The organism is Scandinavium sp. UTDF21-P1B (genome assembly GCF_040750395.1).
In the GTDB taxonomy this organism is placed as follows: domain Bacteria; phylum Pseudomonadota; class Gammaproteobacteria; order Enterobacterales; family Enterobacteriaceae; genus Scandinavium.
In genome coordinates this window covers 19,487-38,499 of sequence record NZ_JBFLVD010000034.1, presented here as the reverse complement: position 1 = coordinate 38,499, position 19,013 = coordinate 19,487, and the positions used below count along the sequence as shown (strand labels likewise).

General features: G+C 53.3%; 16 protein-coding genes. All 16 read right to left on the bottom strand.

Annotated elements, in window-relative coordinates:
- Nucleotides 1-16 precede the first annotated feature (16 nt).
- The 16 genes from AB1287_RS20765 to AB1287_RS20695 all read right to left on the bottom strand — a co-directional run bounded on the left by AB1287_RS20765 (nucleotide 17) and on the right by AB1287_RS20695 (nucleotide 19,011).
- On the bottom strand, nucleotides 17-1,243 hold the full coding sequence (locus AB1287_RS20765) for a carbamoyltransferase C-terminal domain-containing protein (RefSeq protein ID WP_435618940.1): 1,227 nt from the start codon (nucleotides 1,241-1,243) through the stop codon (nucleotides 17-19).
- Between the two features lie 78 nt (nucleotides 1,244-1,321).
- Complete coding sequence (locus tag AB1287_RS20760) at nucleotides 1,322-1,510, bottom strand: hypothetical protein (protein ID WP_435618939.1); 189 nt, start codon at nucleotides 1,508-1,510, stop codon at nucleotides 1,322-1,324.
- Nucleotides 1,511-1,656: 146 nt separating this feature from the next.
- Complete coding sequence (locus AB1287_RS20755; protein ID WP_435618938.1) at nucleotides 1,657-2,373, bottom strand: SANT/Myb-like DNA-binding domain-containing protein; 717 nt, start codon at nucleotides 2,371-2,373, stop codon at nucleotides 1,657-1,659.
- A 171-nt stretch (nucleotides 2,374-2,544) separates the two neighbouring features.
- Nucleotides 2,545-3,918, bottom strand: coding sequence for a VasL domain-containing protein (locus AB1287_RS20750; protein WP_435618937.1), 1,374 nt, complete (start codon nucleotides 3,916-3,918; stop codon nucleotides 2,545-2,547).
- The gene (locus tag AB1287_RS20745) at nucleotides 3,905-5,731 is read right to left on the bottom strand and encodes a 3'-5' exonuclease (RefSeq protein ID WP_436799857.1); all 1,827 of its coding nucleotides are present in this window, start codon (nucleotides 5,729-5,731) and stop codon (nucleotides 3,905-3,907) included. Before AB1287_RS20745 ends, AB1287_RS20750 begins: the two co-directional genes overlap by 14 nt.
- 77 nt (nucleotides 5,732-5,808) lie before the next feature.
- A complete protein-coding gene (locus AB1287_RS20740; protein ID WP_435618936.1) occupies nucleotides 5,809-7,053 on the bottom strand; it encodes a GIY-YIG nuclease family protein in 1,245 nt (414 codons plus the stop codon).
- Nucleotides 7,054-7,106: 53 nt separating this feature from the next.
- Nucleotides 7,107-7,898, bottom strand: coding sequence for an IS630 family transposase (locus tag AB1287_RS20735; RefSeq protein WP_435618935.1), 792 nt, complete (start codon nucleotides 7,896-7,898; stop codon nucleotides 7,107-7,109).
- A 148-nt stretch (nucleotides 7,899-8,046) separates the two neighbouring features.
- A complete protein-coding gene (locus AB1287_RS22505; protein ID WP_436799856.1) occupies nucleotides 8,047-8,445 on the bottom strand; it encodes a hypothetical protein in 399 nt (132 codons plus the stop codon).
- Between the two features lie 121 nt (nucleotides 8,446-8,566).
- Nucleotides 8,567-9,037 (bottom strand): hypothetical protein, encoded by a 471-nt coding sequence (locus AB1287_RS20730; RefSeq protein ID WP_435618934.1) that lies wholly within the window; start codon nucleotides 9,035-9,037, stop codon nucleotides 8,567-8,569.
- A gap of 14 nt (nucleotides 9,038-9,051) precedes the next feature.
- Nucleotides 9,052-9,504 carry a type VI secretion system baseplate subunit TssE gene (gene tssE, locus AB1287_RS20725; protein WP_435618933.1) on the bottom strand — a complete coding sequence of 151 codons (453 nt, stop codon included), beginning with the start codon at nucleotides 9,502-9,504 and terminating at the stop codon, nucleotides 9,052-9,054.
- On the bottom strand, nucleotides 9,497-10,033 hold the full coding sequence (gene tssJ, locus AB1287_RS20720; RefSeq protein WP_435618942.1) for a type VI secretion system lipoprotein TssJ: 537 nt from the start codon (nucleotides 10,031-10,033) through the stop codon (nucleotides 9,497-9,499). Before tssJ ends, tssE begins: the two co-directional genes overlap by 8 nt.
- Nucleotides 10,014-11,117: a type VI secretion system baseplate subunit TssG gene (tssG, locus tag AB1287_RS20715; RefSeq protein WP_435618932.1), complete on the bottom strand. Its 1,104-nt coding sequence runs from the start codon at nucleotides 11,115-11,117 to the stop codon at nucleotides 10,014-10,016. Before tssG ends, tssJ begins: the two co-directional genes overlap by 20 nt.
- Complete coding sequence (gene tssF, locus AB1287_RS20710) at nucleotides 11,072-12,835, bottom strand: type VI secretion system baseplate subunit TssF (RefSeq protein WP_435618931.1); 1,764 nt, start codon at nucleotides 12,833-12,835, stop codon at nucleotides 11,072-11,074. Before tssF ends, tssG begins: the two co-directional genes overlap by 46 nt.
- Before the next feature lie 20 nt (nucleotides 12,836-12,855).
- Complete coding sequence (gene tssA, locus AB1287_RS20705; protein ID WP_435618930.1) at nucleotides 12,856-14,451, bottom strand: type VI secretion system protein TssA; 1,596 nt, start codon at nucleotides 14,449-14,451, stop codon at nucleotides 12,856-12,858.
- A complete protein-coding gene (locus tag AB1287_RS20700; RefSeq protein ID WP_435618929.1) occupies nucleotides 14,451-17,864 on the bottom strand; it encodes an ImcF-related family protein in 3,414 nt (1,137 codons plus the stop codon). The genes tssA and AB1287_RS20700 overlap by 1 nt, the downstream gene beginning before the upstream one ends.
- Nucleotides 17,851-19,011, bottom strand: a complete 1,161-nt coding sequence (locus AB1287_RS20695; protein ID WP_435618928.1) for a hypothetical protein — start codon at nucleotides 19,009-19,011, stop codon at nucleotides 17,851-17,853. Before AB1287_RS20695 ends, AB1287_RS20700 begins: the two co-directional genes overlap by 14 nt.
- Nucleotides 19,012-19,013: the final 2 nt, after the last annotated feature.

Genomic DNA, 19,013 nt, shown 5'->3' with positions numbered 1-19,013 from the left:
GATTATCCGTGGCGATTCAGATATTGTTTATAAAGCCTTTCCCATTGAAGTTGAGAGATGTATTGCACAAGACACCATAACCAGTCCGATTCTTAAATGCTGAAAGTAATTTATGAAGATTACTATTTGTTGCAGTTGTAACAGTCTGAATACGCGCAGTACCATTAACATGCGTGACTGCTGCAAGGGCTTCAGTCTTTGCTCTATGCGTAAAGAGCATATATGGGCTTTCGTTATTACAGCCGAACCACTTTTCAGCGTCCTCCAAAAGACAAACTGGAGCAATTGGGCGAAATTGTTCACGTTGTTTGATTTCGTTTAAACGAACCCTGGTACTTTCCTGAAAAGGAGCAGCAAGGATGGACCTGTTGCCCAGCGCGCGTGGACCTATTTCATATTTTCCATTCACCCAACAAAGGATGAGATCGTTAGCCAACATATCAGCAATCTGATCATTGTCGACATTATAGACGTCATATTTCTCTGAGCAGAATGTATTATCCGATCTAAAATCTAATCCGCTGTAAACATCCCATTCAATCTTAGGATTACCTGTAAAATAGAACTGAGCATCAATCGCAGTGCCTATAGCAACACCGGAATCGTTAGCTACAGGAGGAACGAAAACTTCAGAAAAAAGGTTTGTCCCCCTCCATTTAGTATTCCAGTCACAGTTCAGACCGCATCCACCAGCAATAATAAGTGGTTGCCTTTTCTTTAAGTTGTCTTTTGCAAACTGATAAAAAACATTAAACAGTGCATCACTATATATCCCGGTAAAGTTACGAAATTCTTTATCGTCCAGACCAACATTATAGTGCGAAGCTTTTTCAATATTCGCATAGTCGCTAAGTTTTCTGGCTGGGCCATTCAACAGAAAGTCGATGAGTTCTTGTTCTTCCGGAGACGCTATACTTCTCTTTGAAAAAGATGCTAACGCCATAAGTTTCCCGGCATCTGAGAAGCGAGGGTAGGCACTGTCTTTGGAAAAGCCAGGATCGGCTAACCCATAAACAATACCATAGCGGTTACCAGGCTGATTTTGAACATCGCCAATGAGCGTTATATTCAGATCTGCATCTAATTCGTAGAATGCTCCGATTCCTCCCTCCCATACCAAAGCATAACAGGATGTTCCTTTTGGTAAGTCTGACATGCCAAATGCACAAAGTATGTGTGCTCGCTCGTGAGAAGACGAAAAATATTTAATTTTCTTCTTTAGGAATCGTCTTTCTGAAACCATGACATCTGTATCTGATATACCCCGATAACCAACGTTAATTTTCGAACCATTTAAATATTCATCATGATCCCGGGGCCATCATCCTCCTGCGCAAATTACATCTGGTATATCGTCGATTTCACCAATAGCATCTAATACGTCTGAAATACCCAGTGGAGAATAGCGATGATTAGAATCTTTTTCTGCTTCAATAGACATAATTAACCGCCCATTCTCCAGAAATGCCACAGCACCATCATGACCAGGATTATAAGAGAGAATCCTCATTAATTCATAACCTCTATATGTAATTAAAAGTTAGCCTTCCATTCTTACTTGTATTAGTTTATGCTTTTTCAACGAACAATATCGCTGGCTTTACAGATACACTTAGATGCATATTTTTGTCATCCCTAAACTTCCTTCACATTGAATTAGAAAATCGTTTTTCTGTTATGAAATTTCTTAATTCCCAGTCGTCTGGCCTGATTTTTAATTGCTGCCACAGTTCGGTGGGGTAACTTTTTGGCAACGTCTGAACCTGGGTAAGGATAGTATTCTCGCAACATTTCGATTTCTTCAGGTGACCAGTTCAGAGACTCTCTTACCCCCATTTTATGTGCCTGTATACCTATTGCTCCCTTAGTACGTCCCGGAAGCAGGGCTTGTACACGCGTGATCCATGCGCCAGAACCGTAATGAGCCCGCAATATTTCCAGTTCCCGCTCTGTCCAGGGAACGTTGACGGTTTCAGGTCGCTTTGCCTGGCCCATTTTTCTGACCATATCAGCGACGCCCTTGGCGCTCCGGCCCAGCGATGCCGCTATTCCCACAATGGGTATACTGCCATGATGCGCCTCAAGATACCGCAGCTCCTCGTCGCCCCAGGAGGAGTTCGTCACGCCCATTAGGCTTGCCTGAATGCGAATTGCATATATTGTTCTCCCTGGCAGAAGCGAATGAACAAAAGTAATACCCTTGCAATAATTCCCACGAATAAGCGCCAGTTCCTCTTCCGGCCACACCGGGGGCCGGGGAGTGGATAACCCTAATTTTCGCGCCAGTCCTCTCACGGCTCCTGCGCTTCTCCCCAACGTATCACCGATGTCCTGAGCAGAAAATTTTCCATAATTATTTTCAAGATAACTCATCTCTTTTACTGTCCATGGGGACAGATGGTTTCGGCCTCGCCGCGTCTTCTCTGACATCGGATCTTATCCTTACTCCGGTGATAGCTCTGTTGCAAATTCTGTCAGCAGACATTGACAGTAATCTGATCAACCCAGTGTATTTTTTCACAATAACAAAATGCGGGTAACAGCCTACTGGCCTGCCGTCACCGTCGAGTAGCTAGTGATTAACTGCTTCAGGCGCAGCTCTGTCTGGATTTTTTGCTCGGACGGGATCATCCCTGAGTTTTCCCGAATGCTCATCTGCCGCAGCTGTTCTTCAACGGGCACTGTTTTACTGAATGCCTGGGTAGCAGCAAACATCTGTGATTTCAGCTCGCTGACGGTAATATACTTTCCTTTTTGCCTATCCAGAGTATTGAGCTGTACCGTCAGCTCCTGCAGTTTGAGCATACCCTCATGCCATCCATTCATTGCATCAGTTGACAATGTTGAGACGTTAACCTGTTGCTGCCAATGCTGTGTCAGAGGCTTAGCCTGCTCCGGCCACAACGACTGAACCTGTTCGATAAGTTTTCTGGCGTAAGTGATATTCCAGTCAGGAGGTAATTTATCCAGCCGGGCAAGTTGCTGCTGTGTCTGGGCGATAAGATCCTTCGGTAAGGTAGTCTGCTGACGCAACAAATCCAGTTGTTCTGCTGTAAGTGGTGCGGGTAACGGTGCCAGGGATGCCGCAAGCTGAGTCTGTAGCGGGTCTGGCCGGTGAAGAAAATGCCAGCTCCATACCGTTGCTGCACTTACCACCAGCATGGTACACATGCCGGCAGCAAAGGACTTCCACTGTTTAACCGGTGCAGGCGTTGTCGACAACACCTCCACGTTCGGCTGCTGTTCCGGTTCCGCAACGTAAACCCACTTCACTGCACTCTCTGGCGTATCTTCATCCGGTCCACCAGCGAAGTCTCTCGTGGATGCTGTCACATCATTCATCACTGTGGCAGGCAACACGATACCCGGCTTAATATTCGACCCGGTGCCGGTTATACCATCGCTGTTTTCCAACCGGACAGCACAGTTGTGCATCTGAGTACGCAACGTATCGAGCTGGCTCAGATGCTTAAGCTCCAGACGCTGCAGCACCTCTCCCAGAGCGGCAAGCAACTGCTCTGCCCGGTACAATTGGCTGAGGTCACTGTAATTCAGCGGGAGCGAACGCATTCGTTGCTGCAGGCGCTGACTCAGACTGCTGAGGATTTCCATCCGGGCATGGACTGGCTGAGGCCACAGTGCCCCCCACTGATGACGTATCAATGTCTCGAGTATCGTCAACCCTTCATTGAGCCCGAATAAGCCGGCCAGTTGCGTACGTGCAAGCGTATACCAGGCCGTAGTCTGTAGCTCCACTCCGTTCTGCCCGAACAGTGAGAGGCAGAGTTTCTCAACATAATGCCAGTTCACATCCGGGCGAGCCGGATGTGTCAGCTTACTCAGCTCATCACGCAGGGCGGCATAATCCGGTAGCGTGCGCGGGTCACCACCGGTTTTTAACGTTTTATGCATAGTCATCCTGTTGCTCCTGCAAATCCACGCCGGCAAATTTTGTCAGTTGACGACTGATGCTGTTTTCTTTGTTGCAGGTCACCAGCAGCGAACGCGTCGCACGGGTAAACGCAACATAAAGCGCCGGAATGGCTTCCGACTCATCCTCAGCACCTTTATGAACAAAAGACGCATTGATGACGGCAACGTAAGGAAATTCGAGACCTTTACTGCTCTGGAAGGTCATGAGATGTACAACATCGTCACGATGTGAATAGGATTTTTTATCCCCGGAGGTAAAGCTAATGGCGGTGGGTATCTTATGCTGTTCCAGCAATACGGTGAGCCTGTCTGCTGAATAACGTGTCGGGCACAGCACAGCCATATCTCCCCAGCGGCCCGCAACCGCGTGTTGCTCCTTCAGCCATCCCACAACACGACGGGCCTCCTCCGCTTCAGACTGGCATAATTCAATATCAGGAATATCACCCTCCTCTCCGCAGGCTTCCGGCAGCACCAGAGGGAGCTCCTGATTATGATGACTGTCAAAATAGTCGCGTGAGAAGGCGTAAGCGAAATTGAGAATGCGGCAGGGATTACGATAGTTAACCCGAAGGACAGACGTGCGCCCCTGGGCCTGGATACCCACACTCGCCAGCGAAAAGTTAAGTGCTCTCTCACGTCGGTACAGTGACTGGGCATCATCGTACATCAGCAACAGCGAACGGGTTGTGTTATCAAACAGTCGGGCGATTAATGAAAGCCAGCGCCGGTCGAAATCATGTCCCTCGTCAATCAGCACGGCATCATAACCACTGTCTGTCACGGCGCCGCTGTTAACCGCATTTTCCAGGGCGGTAAAACAGTTATCAAAGAACAGCCCTTCCCGGCTCACATTGAGTTTGAATTTTCGTGCAGCACTCGCGCACCAGTCGTGGAAATGATACACGTGCACTTTATCCGACAGCCCTCTTTCGGCAATGCATTCACGGATATAGTTTGCCAGGATAATATTAAAACACAGCACTAATACAGGACGCGTTGTCGTTTCTGAAAGATACAGACAACGGTAGAGTAAAATAAGTGTCTTGCCGGAACCCGCCACGCCATGTATGACGCGGTGCCCTTCCCCGAGATTACGGGCCAGAACCTCCTGCTGCAGGTCCATTACCCTGCAGACCTGATTACTTTTTTTCTTCGTCCGAATCGCAATCTCCGGGAACAGGTGCTGGCGTAGAATATCCCTGACAGCCGGAGTGACTGCCGGTCTGAAACGGGTGGTAAACAATCCCGAAAGTTTAGAACGAAACGCGGAAACAGAGACAGACTCAGTCATTTCATCCTGACAAATCGTCAGTGCCTGGGGAAATATGGATTCCACTGCCCCGTCGGCTGAGAGGGAGGTCAGTTGTTGGCGGGTGATATTGGTAAAAACAACACCATAAGCCCAGGCAATATTGAGCTTACCTTTGTACAGGCCGGTATTTTGCTGCAGTTTCGGTTGACGGGATAACGATTCGACGGTCGCACAGGCATACTCCCTGACCTGTACCAGCGGATTTTGTTCCTGTTTTTGTCCCTGTGCAGTCAGGAGAGTCACAGTCTGCGGGTCAATATGCTGAAGGGTGCTCAGCTTCCAGTCTTTGACTTCAAGAAAAATAAGGCCGTTTGCGGGATCGATAATAACAAAATCAGGATGCCTGTATTCCCGCCCCACAGGAATGTCATACCAGACAAGGCAGTCCTCCGCGAGATGTGATTCAAGACGCTGGGCTACACGGCGCTCCCCGTGCGTCATTCTCCCTGAACATAGCGTCAGGGACGTCATTAATTTCGCCATACAATGTTATCCACTTATGTGCAGTCCATCAGCGGAGCCCTGCAATAGTTCCGCTGTCAAAATTTGAGAATATGATGTTATGCGGCTTCGCTTTCTGCATATTCGAGACTCTGCAGATACTGTAGCGCCACCGGGTCAGCAATATATTCAACCTGCCCGTGATGACGCTCCACCTCATCGATAATCCGGCTGAGCTCGACCCGGAAAAACTCCTTACGCAGGTTAACCCGGTTAATCCGGTAGCGTTCCAGATGGTCATGCAGGGTCTTTTCAAGCGCAGGGGCGTCATCGCAGGAAATCATGGCGTGGACGTCAAAATCAAACGGCACGGCTGCCCCGCTCAGTTCTTTCACACGCTCCATAGGCTCCAGCCGTCGGGTCATACCGATTTTGAAGACGTTTTCACCGAAGGAGCCGATATTCGAAATTACATACACATGTCCCTGCTTCGTGAGCTGGGCCATGGATTTGGCGCGTTCATACTGTTGATGCACGTCCTGGATTTTCTGCTCCAGCTCCAGACGCTGTCTTTCCAGCTCTTCCCGGTGCGCACCTTCAGCGGCGAGCAGAGCTTCGTCCAGTAAACGCTGCTGCTCAGCAAGGCGTTGCTCCTCCTCTTCCGCTTCACGCTGCTGCTGCTCCATCTCATCCTGACGCTGTTTCTCTTCCCGCATCTGACGCTTGAGCTCAGCCTGGTATTCTTTTTCTTCCTGCGCTTTTTCCAGCATGACGACCTTATCCAGAAACTGCTGTTTTACGCCTTCCCAGTCGGCATTATCTTCAAGTTCCAGAAAGGTGATTTTCTCGCTTATAGCAGCATAAGCGTCTCTCTCTTTTCTGAGCTGGTCGTACTTACTTTGCCAGTTATTTATCGTGGTACCGGAAAGCAGTGTTTTGACTCTGAAATTATACGCGGAGTCCACAATACGCTGCAGTGCCCGGGAGGCTTTATTTCTGGCATTGTGAAAGTCATCCCACTGGCCGGAAAGCTGTTTCTTTTCCTGATACAGGACACGAGCCACTTCAGTACTGACCGTTTCGTCAAAGGTTTTCTCTTTCTGGGCCAGGTCCGATATGGCCTGTTCAAGCTCCGCTGTTTTCTTCCGGAAGCCCCGGTAAATGAAAACCCGGATTATCAGCACAACGGCTATCAGTAAGCCAAAGAACAGACCGATGATTCCTGCCGGATTCGACACCGATTCAATAAATCGCTCATTAAGATTAATTAATGCTCTTACCGTGACATAAATACCCCAGGCAATGACACCAATAATAACCAGAATAATACCCGCAGCATTGTCATCTTTTTTTCTTCGTGCCATGTTTTATTTCTTTCCTTTCTTATTTTTATTCTAAATAGCTGCGCCTAATACCGCTACACTTTTGCCAGACCATGTTTACCTCCGGGGAATGGACTGGTGGTTGTCATAAAATACCTTACCTTTTTCAGCAACTGCCACATTGAACGGCATTGATGGTTTCGGGTTATCGTGTCATGAAGTGCCTGCCATAACCGCTCAACGTGATTCACCCACGGTGAGTAAACAGGCTGGTAAATAACCCTGAATTTTGGATTTTTCTTTAGCCAGCGCTGTGTTTCACGGCTTTTATGGATATCCACTTCATCTTCATAAAAGACCGGGTGTTCTGCGCTGCATTCGCCCAGTGCTTTATGGATTGCAGCCATTTTTTCATCCTTATTAGGATCGCGGATACACAACGTTGGTGCTGCCCTGCGCCATACCAGTCCGGCAGAGGGCAGCCAGCGACGCACAGTCCCGGCATGTAATGCACACCCGGTTATCTCATTGATTTTTATTGCCAGTAATTCGGTGCTCCAGCGTGAACGTTGATAACCAAAATCACCGGGAGAATGTTTTATTAGTTCACGTAACAGGGTGCAGATATGCTCAAAAGGCCAGCGTCGGGAGCGTCCTGGGGGTAAGGATTTCAGGCCTTCAATACCTGAGTGCGTAAACCAGTTAATCCAGCGACCAACGGATGAACGAGCACAACAGAGTGTTCTGGCAACATCGCTGACCCGTTCACCCCTATGAAGCATCAGCATGGCTGTGAGTCTGCGGGCATGATTTTTATCGCGCGTTTTATGAATAGCTTTCTTCATCAGGCGTCGTTCGCCACGGGGTATTGGTGCTATGATCGACATCGCTCAGTCCGGTTGGTGATTTTGGTTGGTTTGGCGATTGATCAGATCGCACAATCCGGGCTGAGTTCCCTTTAAGTGATCTACTATTCCGCGCAGCTATTTAGCGATTTAATCTGAATAACGGGAATAGAATCTTTTCCATATCAAATTAATACTGATTCCCTGAGCAAATCGGTAAATGAGTGTATCCGGGCTTGTTGGCCATATAGAGGGGAGCGCAAGTGGGCTGTCGGGGTTGAGAACTGACCGGTTCGTCGTTTTCTGCAACACATTGCGGTTCCTGCTTTCTCGCAGTTGTCACTTTTTTCGTCTTAGCTTTGCGAGTGGATGTAGATGGTCTTACCGGATTGCTGGTTTCTGAGGAACCATACCCGGAACAAAATCGTTTCGACTGACTCAGACTCCCGTCATTACAGACAAAGCGACCATCCGATGTGCAGTGCGCTATACCGCCTTTTGAACCTGAGCAGGGCTGCCTTCCACGCGCAGCATCGGCTTGTGCCGTAAACAGTATCCCTGAGACCAGAAGAAAGATTAATTTTCTCATTTCTATATCCGTGACTTATTTCGTTATTTTGTGGCTCTGTTCTCCGTCAGCCATTAACTGTTTCGCCAGGTAATTATGCAATGACAGACAGGCAAACAAACTATTACTCATTCCGGCTCCGCTATGGAAGGAGAGCCAGAATCAAACCAAAAAATGTGCTCTCATCAAAACCCTGCCCGGAGGGGGATAAAGCACCAGGTGGAACAAAGGTCCAGTAGTTCACCGTGCCTGACCGCATAAATAATCGCCCCAGAGGCGCCACGAGTCCTCCATTATGGAAGGTCGCCTCCACGCACCCGGTTACACACTGACCATACAGGAATACCGGCACAAATTTTACAGACCGGTCGTCAATACGCAGAACGAGGGCGGCAATATCAAAAGCCCCGCCCTCCACCAGCAGGTCTGTGACAGAGACGGTAAACGTCTCCACATTCAACCCCGTCCCCTCCAGCCACACGTCCATCTGCTCCTGAAGTTGTGTCATTCGCTGGCAAAACTCCGCAATATCGGCCTGAGACTTACTGACAGATGAAGCCAGAGCAGACTGTCTGGTCTGCAATTTTTCGAGAAACTGTGATTTTACTGACATGGTTTTATCTGGCCTTACAGACGGGTTGCGGTGTCAAGATACTGCTGTTGCTTAAGATGGCGTAACATTACCCGCCCCTCCGGCATAAACTCGGTGCCATAGCGCACAAGGCCAACGCCCTTCAGCTCGGCATCAATGGCATAGCGCAGCTCGCCCGGAATGTCCTGCTCAAGCAGAACGACCGCTATTTTTTTCAGACGGGGCTCATATTTCAGCAGCACCTCAGACAGGGTTCCCATCAGCTCATGGGCGGTACCCGGCATCCCTTGCAGGATTTTGGTCATATCCGGCAGGCCATAGTCAGGCAGATGCGCCAGCGTCCCGGCGCGACAGTTGAGGATACGCTGCATATTATCGAGCACCGACAATATGACCTGGTTCTGCTCGCTGACCAGATGAAGGTCGAGACCACCGGTGAAGTTGCCAAAGAGCGTTTCATACAGCGACGGACGCGGAATTTCATTCATCTTTCAGCGCCTTCAGGGTCAGGCGGTTGTTACCGGCCTCAATCACCCGGGCTTTATCCGGATCGAGGTCATCACGGCTCAGCACCACCCGCCAGGTGTTGTTCACCTGGTCCGGCGACATAAACATGCCAGCCACTGCGACATACTGCGCATTTTCATCCATCGGCATATCCACCATCACCGCCCCACCCGGTTGCAGGCGGATATCTTTCTCTGCCACCAGGTCCACCCTGATGGCCTGACTGTCAGCTTTAAACAGTGACGGGTAGTCCGTGCTGTCGAAGGTCTTGCGGTCCTTCAACTGGTAAATACGCACCACCGTCGAAAGCGCAACCCCACGCGCATTGCTGTTAACGGCCTCGCGGGCCCGAATATCCAGATGCAGGGTCTTTATCTGCTTATAAAATATCGATTTGGTCACAGCAACGGTGCCGTCCGTCACTTTTTGAGTCAGCCCGCACCCCGCCAGCATCAAGGTGATACCAGCGGCCAGTGCAGCCAGAGAAAATTTACCAGCGGTAATCGCCATCTTCATCGGTCTCCCTGCGGTGAATATTTTCCTGTACCCGCTCATAGCGGCCCAGATTAATGGTGATTGTTTTTGGGTGTGATGCGGTCTTGGCCACATTCAGCGGTCGCATCACGGCAGTGCGGCCCAGTTGCACCGCCCCTGCGTTGGGTTTACTGCTCATGGTCGCGTCAGGCAGCAGGCTACGGTCGACACTCAGTTGCAGGCGGACATCCAGGCGAGACCCAAGATACACGTGCAGCAGTGCCATTAAATCCGTGTGAAGCTCCCCGCCCGGTAACCAGTCCTGCACTTCTGCCGGGTCAGTGGTGGTCAGACGCATCAGCACCTGACTGTTTACGTCGGTGGCATAGTTGCCCATCACCGGTCGGTTTGTCAGGGTGACGGGCTGGCTGACGCTCATGGTCAGTGGCTTCTTCAGCGGCACACGGCGTTTGTCATGGTGCCAGATTTTCGCCTGCGTGTTGGGTGCCAGCAGGCGCACCAGCGAGGCCATGCCTTCTGCGGTACGCCCCGGCAGTAACATGACCGGCAGGAGTGCCAGAAAGCGCGAAGCCGGGGTCGCGATACTGTCCGTGCAGCCGTTAATCCCGAGCCCGGCCAGTCCCAGTAGGTACTGCGAGGTTTTGTCCTTACCGCCTTCTTCGAAAGTCGCCGGGTATGAATATTTACGCCAGATACGGTAGTATTGGGCAATCAGCCGGTGGTTGAAGATATCGAGGAAATCCGCGGTGGCCTCATACCCTTCCCGGCGCTGGGTGATGTCATCGATATAGTGCGTTGGCAGCGGGGACTCCACGCCGTAGAGCCCCATAAAGGTGATGCGTACCGTCGGCGGCAGATGCGAATGCTCAGACTGCTCAATCCCTTTGACTTCAGATGCCGGAAACCCCATCCCCGAATGGGGTCGGAAGCGTACCGGTTCATGACGTACCTGCCAGGTACTGCCCGTAACCGGTTTTTCCGGCTGGCTCTGCTCCAGCAACTGGCAGAAGCGGTAAAAGTTGATATATGGCAGCCGGTCCCCCAGTTGCGCTATCAGCCGGGCAGACGCGGACTGTGATTCTCTTTCCACCGGATGCATTTTCCTTCTGGCTGAACAATGAGGGTGAGCTGGTTAAACTGGTTCATATCGGCATACAGCGCAAAGAACCGGTTGAGCATTTCACCGAACAGGTGAATATCGCCCTCACCGGTGAAGCCGTTGCTGTCGAGGGTCACTTCGATATCCAGCCCCCGAAGCAGGTAGCCCTGTTCAAAACGTTGAAGGCGATGGTGCTCTACATGCTGAATCGCCTCCAGACGTCGGGTGTTCAGTTCATCTTCCTGCCAGTTGTAGAGCGCAAGCGTCCCGCGCAGCACTTCGGCGGTACTCATCATGTTCAGGAAACCGGATCCCAGGTGGCTCAGAACCCGCCAGTGAAAACGGTCTTCGGAAGGCGGATAGACTGGCAGCGTTGGTTTGCAGAGATTGCGTACTGAAAGTTGTGTACTGACCACCTGCTCACAGCGGTCAAGCAGCGTACTCTGTAGTGCACGGCGCGGCAGCTGGCCGTTGGTGCCGGTGATTTGCAGCGATACGGCTTCACGCTCAAACAGGCGGTCCTCTTCCCACTGGTGCCCCCCAAGGATAAGCCAGGTGTCATAGAGCCCGGTCACGCTGCGCTTCACGCGGGTGTGGTAGTAACGGGGTGGTGCATGACGGCGCATCATCCCGCCCTTGTGCCTGAAGCTGCTGAACGGCACATACTCTGCGTCACTGGTCCGGTTTGAGCCTGTCACCGAATCCACCGAATAAATCTCGGTGTGTCCGTCCTGCAGACGTTTGGGGCGCAGCAGGTACTCACTTTCAAGCCCGGTAATGGTGAGCGGGTCAGCTTCCAGTGTGAACAGGTTAATCACCGGCACACAGTGCAGACGAACCGCGTCATCGGTGACCGGCAGCTCTGATGGCCACGGTGTGCTGAACACGACTTCGATGTCGAAATACTCCGCTCCGGCAGGCGGTGTAATGCCATCCAGGCCATTGAGGTGGACAAACATAAACTTGTCACGGAAGGTGAAATACTCCAGCAGCAGCTGGTAACCACTGAAGGCGGTATCGCCCTTCGGCCACAGGCTGTCTTCCTCCGCAAAACCACCCGGCGAGAAATACCCGTCGAGGCGAATACGGTCGGTCTGCCCGGGCAGTCGCATATACAGGGCAGCCTGTCGTTTGGTCAGCATCAGATGCAGCTGGCTGCTGACCGGGGCATCCGCCCCGAGATACAAACTGAGGTGGCTGAGATCAGCATGGGACCAGTCCGCCTGGTTGCTGCAGGCAAAACGCATCCGCAGCAGCGAGCGCCCGTCCGGCTCAGTGGTCATGGTCACCCCAGAGATATTCAGCGGGTTGAGCATCACATCGCGGGTAGTGCGGTAGCGACAGACCGTGTTTTTCGGCCCCACCGGGCGGGAGTATACTTCCAGACCCGCGGGCATCACTTCTGCCATCTTAACAGTCTGAAGCGCAGGCGTGAACGCAACCACCGAGAGTGACGGAATGGTGCGCAGGTAATGTGGCCAGAGCATACTGACCAGCCCTTCGGTCAGTTCCGGCAGGTCGTCGTCGATCTTCTCCCGTAGCCGTCCCATTGAGAAAGCAAAGCCTTCGAACAACCGTTCAACATACGGATCGGGTGTGCCGGCCTTATCCAGGTCGAGCATTGCTGCGCGATCGGGATGGGTTTGAGCGAACTCTTTCGCGGCTTCACGCAGGTAGCGCATTTCTGCGTCGTAATAACGCAGGGTCAAATCTTCCATTTATTTCTGTTCCTGTGGATTTAACCGCAAAGCACGGCGGCACGGGCTGGATCGACGGCGATCAGTCCGGCCAGTAACTGGTCCATTACTGGCGTAAGGCGGGCCTTATCAGCCTCACTGCGACCGGCTTTCAGGCGCAGGAGTTTCAGATGGCGGGCCTGTACCTCGAACAACAGCTCAGGCTCCCAGTCACTGAGGGTCACTACACGGGCACGCTCACCCAGCTCAGCAAACAGGTGCACCGCCAGGTCATTTTTACCGTACTGCTCGGCAATTCGTCCCATCAGCAGACGCAACAGCCACTTCTGACGATCGGTGGTCATGCCCGGCCGGGTCTGCAACCAGCCCAGCGCGGCATCCGGGCCTTCACTGTCGGCCAGCGCCACGGCTTCCGGCTCCAGCGCCAGAATGTCGTCGTTACCGGCGGTGGCCGGGGCTGAGGGCGTATCGTTGTCCCACCCACCAGTGGTATCAAGCACGCTCTGCTGGATCCAGTTCAGCGTCACTTCATCCGCAAAGGGGGTACCGTCACTGAACGCCAGCGTTTCAAGCCCGGCCAGACGGGTCAGCAGCCCTTTCAGGTCAGCGACAACAATGTCGGCCAGCGTATCCCTACCGGATTTTGTCAACGCCTGGTGGATATACCACTGCAAATCCAGCCACAGGTGATTGGCACCGCGGGAAAAGGTGCTGTCGGCCGTTTCCAGCATTTCAGCCCAGTTCTGCTGCAGGTAGAGACGTTTGAGTAACGCGCGTTGATCCGCCCTTGGCGGCTCAATGCGTGTGCGCCCCTGCGCATCCGGGGCCGGGATGGCCCGCAGGGTGTCGTGCCGCAGGCTCTTCATCAGATGGTGTGCTGACAGCCAGCCGTCCGGCTGCTCGCGCAGATATTCGGTGAGGGTGCGGGCCTGGGCCAGCAAATCCTGACCGGAGGTGATCCGCCCGATGGCCGGGGCATCGCTGTAACTGGCAGCCGAAGGGGTTTCGCTGGTACTGGCATTCTGCGGTGCCATCGCATCCACACCTCCCGCTTTCTGCAGACGACTTTCCAGCGTACTATAAAGCGCATTGAGTTCGGGACGGGTTTCATCCGGCTCATTCTCAATAAGCTGTGATATCATCAGCAGCGCACCAGTGGTTCGCATCGCATCGATTCTGACCACTTCCGGGTACAGGGAAAGTGAGTCGGTCATACGCGACCCGGCCAGCCATTCCAGTGCCGCCTTACGGCTGCGGTCACGCTGCGGGTGCAACTGTGGTCCAAAGCGCTCCAGCAGACCAGCCAGCAACTCGAGTCCTTCGGCCAGCCCCTGCTCACCTTCGCGGTGTAGCTTCGCCCAGCAGTAGTATGTTGCCACACGGATATCTTTGGCGGTCGTGGTCAGCAACTTCTCTGCCAGCCGGCAGATGAGTTCGGTATCCGCACCGGAGAGTTTATTGACCTCTTCACGCATCTGCTGGAAGTCATCGTCATAGCCCGGGTCTTCACCAGCGGACGATTGCCCGGACAGCGGCTGCAGCCAGCTTTCCCACTGCGCTACACGTTCACGGGTTGCTACAAACAATGGTTCCTGTTCTGTCTGGCAGGCACTGAGTAAGGCATTGAGCGTGCTCATCAGTAAACCTCCTCTGCATCACTGTTCGCACTGGCGACCTGGTCTGATGGTGCAACTCCGGTAGTGCTGAAGATGGTTTCCGGAAGACGGAAATTACGCAGTTTCAGCAGCGCCAGCGGACCCTCGCCGGCTTCGGTACGCAGGGTGTAATTGAGCGTACGACCATCCTGTGCCTTCCAGCTCAGGCTGTAGCTGCTGCCCACGCCCGGATAAGCCTTGACCGCAGCCTTATCGAGCAGGCGTATCCAGCCCCAGGCACCCGGAATATCGGCGTACTGGCGGGTGCCAGCCTGCGTGCTAATCCAGCTAAGATTGGCCCCCGGGGCTTCAGTATCAGCAGGCCAGGTAAATCGTTTCCACTCCGGCAGCTGGTTCATATAGGTCAGCTTCTGGCTGTCGATAGTCATGTCGGTTTGCATTACGCCACTGGCGGTGCCAGGTCGCAGATCGAAGTTCATCCCGGCATTGCCTTCAGTGAAGGCGACATCCGAGATGTGACTCAGGGTGTTGATGGCGTTGAGGAACGCCGGGTTAAAGGCCAGCCCCTGCGAGTTGATGCTGTCCGGTACCCAGTGGTTACCCTCTTTGTGCAGCACACCTTTGAGACGAGTCTGCAGGAACTGTGCGATACGCCCGGAATCGGCATTGAGGTATTTAGCCAACAGCGGCAGGGAAACATCACTGCTGGAATTATTAAACGGATAACGACCACCAAAGGCGCTGTTCCACTCAGCTACCACCGCCTGCCGCCACTGGGCATTGAGGCTGTCGGCGGCTGGTGTCAGCACCTGTTGCCAGGCCTGCTCCATCGGGTTCACAAACACCGTTCGCCCAAAACCACTCCACTCCAGCCCCAGACCGGCGGCAATCAGGCTGCCGTAGTCGCGGGTTTCGGTGAGGTCAACCGCTTTGCCCTGAAATACGGTCCGGGCAATGGTCTGGGTCATTGCCTGTGGGTCTGCCGCATTGGTGACCTGCTGCAGGCGCAGACGCACCTGCGTCACACGGGTCAGGTACGACTGCAGGCTCAGTTCCTGTGTACCTGTCCGGTTTTTGTCCATCAGCGCCAGTACCGGACCAAAGGTCGCATCCAGCGGACCGTGAACGCCGGCACTCTGGTCAATGGCATCTTTGTTATCACCACCGAGCAGATTCTTTGCTGATTTTACCAGGGAATCCGAAATGGCTTCGCCAGTCTGCCCGGTACGCCCCTGCACATTCAGGGTATTCATCAGCGCCACCAGAGGTGACTGACGCACATCGGCCATCAGGGTCAGCTGGTCAATGGAATCCGACAACGTCGCGGCCTGATTCCAGCGCAGGCTGTTGAGGAATTCCAGCCAGGCCCCGCCAAAATCTGCGAAATAACGCTCCGTCAGGCGCTTTTTCAGCGTTTCCGGTGAGGTCTCGTCCTGTTTGTTTACCTGACGCTTGTTGTCCGTGAGCACCCAGTCGAGTTCGTCCCGGCGCGCCTTAACCACCTTTTCGATGGCAGGCTGCACGGCCTGTTCCCAGGCCTGTCGGGTAAACATTCCCGGTACGATTTCTGTGGTACTGAACAGGCGGGAAGCGTCGGTATCACCGGTCATATCTTCAAGGCGCATATCGACGTACAGATGTGACACCTGTGAGAGCATCTTTTGATACAGGGTCGACTCGCTGTTGCGCACCCCCATCAGGCGAACCAGCAGGGAACGCGCCTGGCTGACCATGTTTTCATCGGCACGGAGTTTCCACTCCGGGTGCGCAATCAGCCGATCGCCCCAGAACGCCAACAAAGAGGAAGCCATCCCCCGCCAGACGCCGTCTTTCACACCGTTACGCTTCGGCCAGTCGCTCAGCAAAGCAGAGCTGAACCAGGCTGCATCCATATGCTCCGGACGCGCCAGCATCAGGTAGAGCTTCAGCTGGTCATACGTTTTTTTTGCCATCTGCTCACGCAACGGGCTACCCGGCGGCAGCGCATTAAAGGCACTGACCTGCTTCTGCAGATGGTCTGCGGCGGCATCGCGCAGCAGCGGCTGCGCACTGTCCTGATAACGGGGCCAGAGAGCGGTCAGTAGCGCGTTATTCTGGCTCAGCCCGGCACGCTCATACCACGGCACGCCGTGCTCAGCGCGGTACTGCAGACGGGCCAGGGTCTTCTGCAATTCCGACAGCGCGTGCAGGCGCTGCTCCAGCGGCTGATTCTCTCGAGCGGCAAGAGATGCCTGAGCATTTGCGCCAGCAATCTGGTTACGGTTGGTGACATACGCGACACTCATCCACACAGCCCAGCTCACCATCGTAAGCGCAGCAGCAGAAGCCAACACCCTGCGCCACGGAATGCCCGGCTTCATGGGGCGCAGCGCGACAGGAAGCATCCCGACAGATTCAGGCAGTACATCCCAGCGCTTATCCATACCCCAGTGATGCTGCACGGCACGTTCAGCACCGGCAGAAAGCTGACTGAATACCAATCCGGCCAGCGGCAGTGGGCGATACGGGTTTAGCATCACCGACAATGGCGCAGTCACGCTCTCCGGTTCACGAATGAGCTGGTCGGCAAGCGTCAGCAGGAAGTTGTGTTTAACATCATCACAGGTCTGTTGCAGACCCTGCGAGGTCAAATCTGACGTCAGGGCAGAAAGTTGTTCTGCCAGTCCTTCGGTACGACAACCGGCAGGCAGCAGACAGCCTGTCGCCTGCACGGTGCGGCCTTCCGGCTGACCGGCGCGCGGGTGCAGGGACCAGACATACAGGGGGAGTTTCCAGCCAAGCGTTTCCATACGGGCGCTGATGGCATGAGACAGGGAGTCCATGGTGCTTTCAGACGGCACCGGCAGCGGCTGCTCCAGTCCCGGCGCTGAAAGCTGGTCGAACGCCGAGGTCACCCACACCAGACCATCCACCGGGCGACGGCGCAGTTTGCGCAGCGCGGTCAGCCAGGCACTGTCGGCTGGGGTATTGAGGTCGCCGCCCCACAGCAGCAGCGTGCCCCGGTCTTCCTGCCAGAGCTGACCCGTCAGGCCAGGTGTCAGTTGCTCCACTTCAGCGGCGGTGCCAGTTATCAGCAGAATGCGCGTTTTACAGCCCCAGCGGCGACCGTAGAGGTTGCGCATGGCGAGGCGGATGGTATCAACGGTGACATTGCGTGGCGGAGTCCGGGCAACTCTTGATTCATCAGAAGGCAACGCATTGTTCTTCTGTTCTCGCCAGCGATGGTACTTTTCCCGCATTAACCGAAACATGAACGGCGTGTAGCGAATAATCAGCAGAATAAGCCAAATAACCACAAATGCCATCGCCTGTTTCAGGCGTGTATCAAGTCCATATTGAGGACCAAAATGCAGGATCAAGCCCAGTATAGCGAGTGAGATCAGGGCTACGATGCCGGCAAGCCCTCCTCTGCTCCATGAACTAACCGGCGTCATTATTATTGCTCCCTGAAGTAACGGTACTGACAAAACGGTCAGTTCCGGAAGTAAACAGGCCTAAAACAGGTACCTGACCAACCAATGTGATATCGGAGAGCAATGCGGCTAAAAGCCATGCACTACCAGCCCCCGGAATACCGTTATATTTTTCCAGTACTTCAATTTCCTGCGGTACCCACGGTGTCAGATGCGATTGAGACGCGGTCATTAGATCAGCAAACCAGCCATTCCAGTGCCCGTAATCACAAAACACGTTTGACGTCTGACAGGCGATCGTTTGTGTTTCGAGGAACAAACCTATATCAGCCCTGAAATTAGTCATGTCCAGCGGCATCGGTCGCAATATGCGGGCAGAGTGTGAAAGCTGGTATTTTTCAGCAACATCATCGCTGGTAAGTACCATCGCTGCGAGTGCATCGGAATACTGTTCAGCACCCTGAAGCTGCAATATCAGGATCAGATCGATATCGAAAACGGGATTTTTCAGGCGCTCTTCGATCCAGGCAAAAGAGAGGGTTTTACAAAACGAAACCGAACCTGTCAGCACACGACCAGGGTAAATTCTTCCCCATGATTCACGAAACCGGGTCTCGAAGTCCGGCGAAGTCAAGTCGCTCACAATGGTAACATTGAACGGCACTGTCGCAGGCAACATCACGATCGCGCTTTGTACACCGGCCAGACCCTGTTCGAGTAAGGAAGTGGACGTCGCTGATTTCGCATCAAAATGGCTGGTCAGTGAAAGAAATTGCGGCGCATCTGCAGCATCAGATTTAGCAATGGCGTCAGAGGTCACTCCGGAAGGTAGCAGTATGCTGCTGCCAAGCACTGCCAGATAACGCCCTGCCCAGGATTCCCACTGCTGCTGTCCGTATTCAGCTTCCTTTAGCAAAAAACGGTGTTCATCAACCGTTTTTCCCCAGAGCCAGCCACGCAGACAAAACAGGAATAACCAGCCAATCATGGGGCTGATTGCCAGCCACCAGATATTGAATGTAGCCAGTGCCTTAACCATGCCTGACGCATGCAAGATAAACAGCAAAATACCCACAACAGCAGCAACACCACCAGCCATCAGCCACCCAAAAAACGACGGCTCAGGTGGCAATTCCGTTGTCGCTGCTTTCGTCCTTTCCCAGCCCATTG

Excerpts from the sequence above, each read along its gene's own strand:
- tssE (WP_435618933.1), bottom strand. The coding sequence starts at position 9,504 with ATGAATGAAATTCCGCGTCCGTCGCTGTATGAAACGCTCTTTGGCAAC.
- tssG (WP_435618932.1), bottom strand. The coding sequence starts at position 11,117 with ATGCATCCGGTGGAAAGAGAATCACAGTCCGCGTCTGCCCGGCTGATA.
- AB1287_RS22505 (WP_436799856.1), bottom strand. The coding sequence starts at position 8,445 with ATGAGAAAATTAATCTTTCTTCTGGTCTCAGGGATACTGTTTACGGCA.
- AB1287_RS20755 (WP_435618938.1), bottom strand. The coding sequence starts at position 2,373 with ATGAGTTATCTTGAAAATAATTATGGAAAATTTTCTGCTCAGGACATC.
- AB1287_RS20745 (WP_436799857.1), bottom strand. The coding sequence starts at position 5,731 with ATGGCGAAATTAATGACGTCCCTGACGCTATGTTCAGGGAGAATGACG.
- tssJ (WP_435618942.1), bottom strand. The coding sequence starts at position 10,033 with ATGGCGATTACCGCTGGTAAATTTTCTCTGGCTGCACTGGCCGCTGGT.
- AB1287_RS20735 (WP_435618935.1), bottom strand. The coding sequence starts at position 7,898 with ATGTCGATCATAGCACCAATACCCCGTGGCGAACGACGCCTGATGAAG.
- AB1287_RS20695 (WP_435618928.1), bottom strand. The coding sequence starts at position 19,011 with ATGGGCTGGGAAAGGACGAAAGCAGCGACAACGGAATTGCCACCTGAG.
- AB1287_RS20760 (WP_435618939.1), bottom strand. The coding sequence starts at position 1,510 with ATGAGGATTCTCTCTTATAATCCTGGTCATGATGGTGCTGTGGCATTT.
- tssF (WP_435618931.1), bottom strand. The coding sequence starts at position 12,835 with ATGGAAGATTTGACCCTGCGTTATTACGACGCAGAAATGCGCTACCTG.
- AB1287_RS20730 (WP_435618934.1), bottom strand. The coding sequence starts at position 9,037 with ATGTCAGTAAAATCACAGTTTCTCGAAAAATTGCAGACCAGACAGTCT.
- tssA (WP_435618930.1), bottom strand. The coding sequence starts at position 14,451 with ATGAGCACGCTCAATGCCTTACTCAGTGCCTGCCAGACAGAACAGGAA.
- AB1287_RS20740 (WP_435618936.1), bottom strand. The coding sequence starts at position 7,053 with ATGGCACGAAGAAAAAAAGATGACAATGCTGCGGGTATTATTCTGGTT.
- AB1287_RS20750 (WP_435618937.1), bottom strand. The coding sequence starts at position 3,918 with ATGACTATGCATAAAACGTTAAAAACCGGTGGTGACCCGCGCACGCTA.
- AB1287_RS20765 (WP_435618940.1), bottom strand. The coding sequence starts at position 1,243 with ATGGTTTCAGAAAGACGATTCCTAAAGAAGAAAATTAAATATTTTTCG.
- AB1287_RS20700 (WP_435618929.1), bottom strand. The coding sequence starts at position 17,864 with ATGACGCCGGTTAGTTCATGGAGCAGAGGAGGGCTTGCCGGCATCGTA.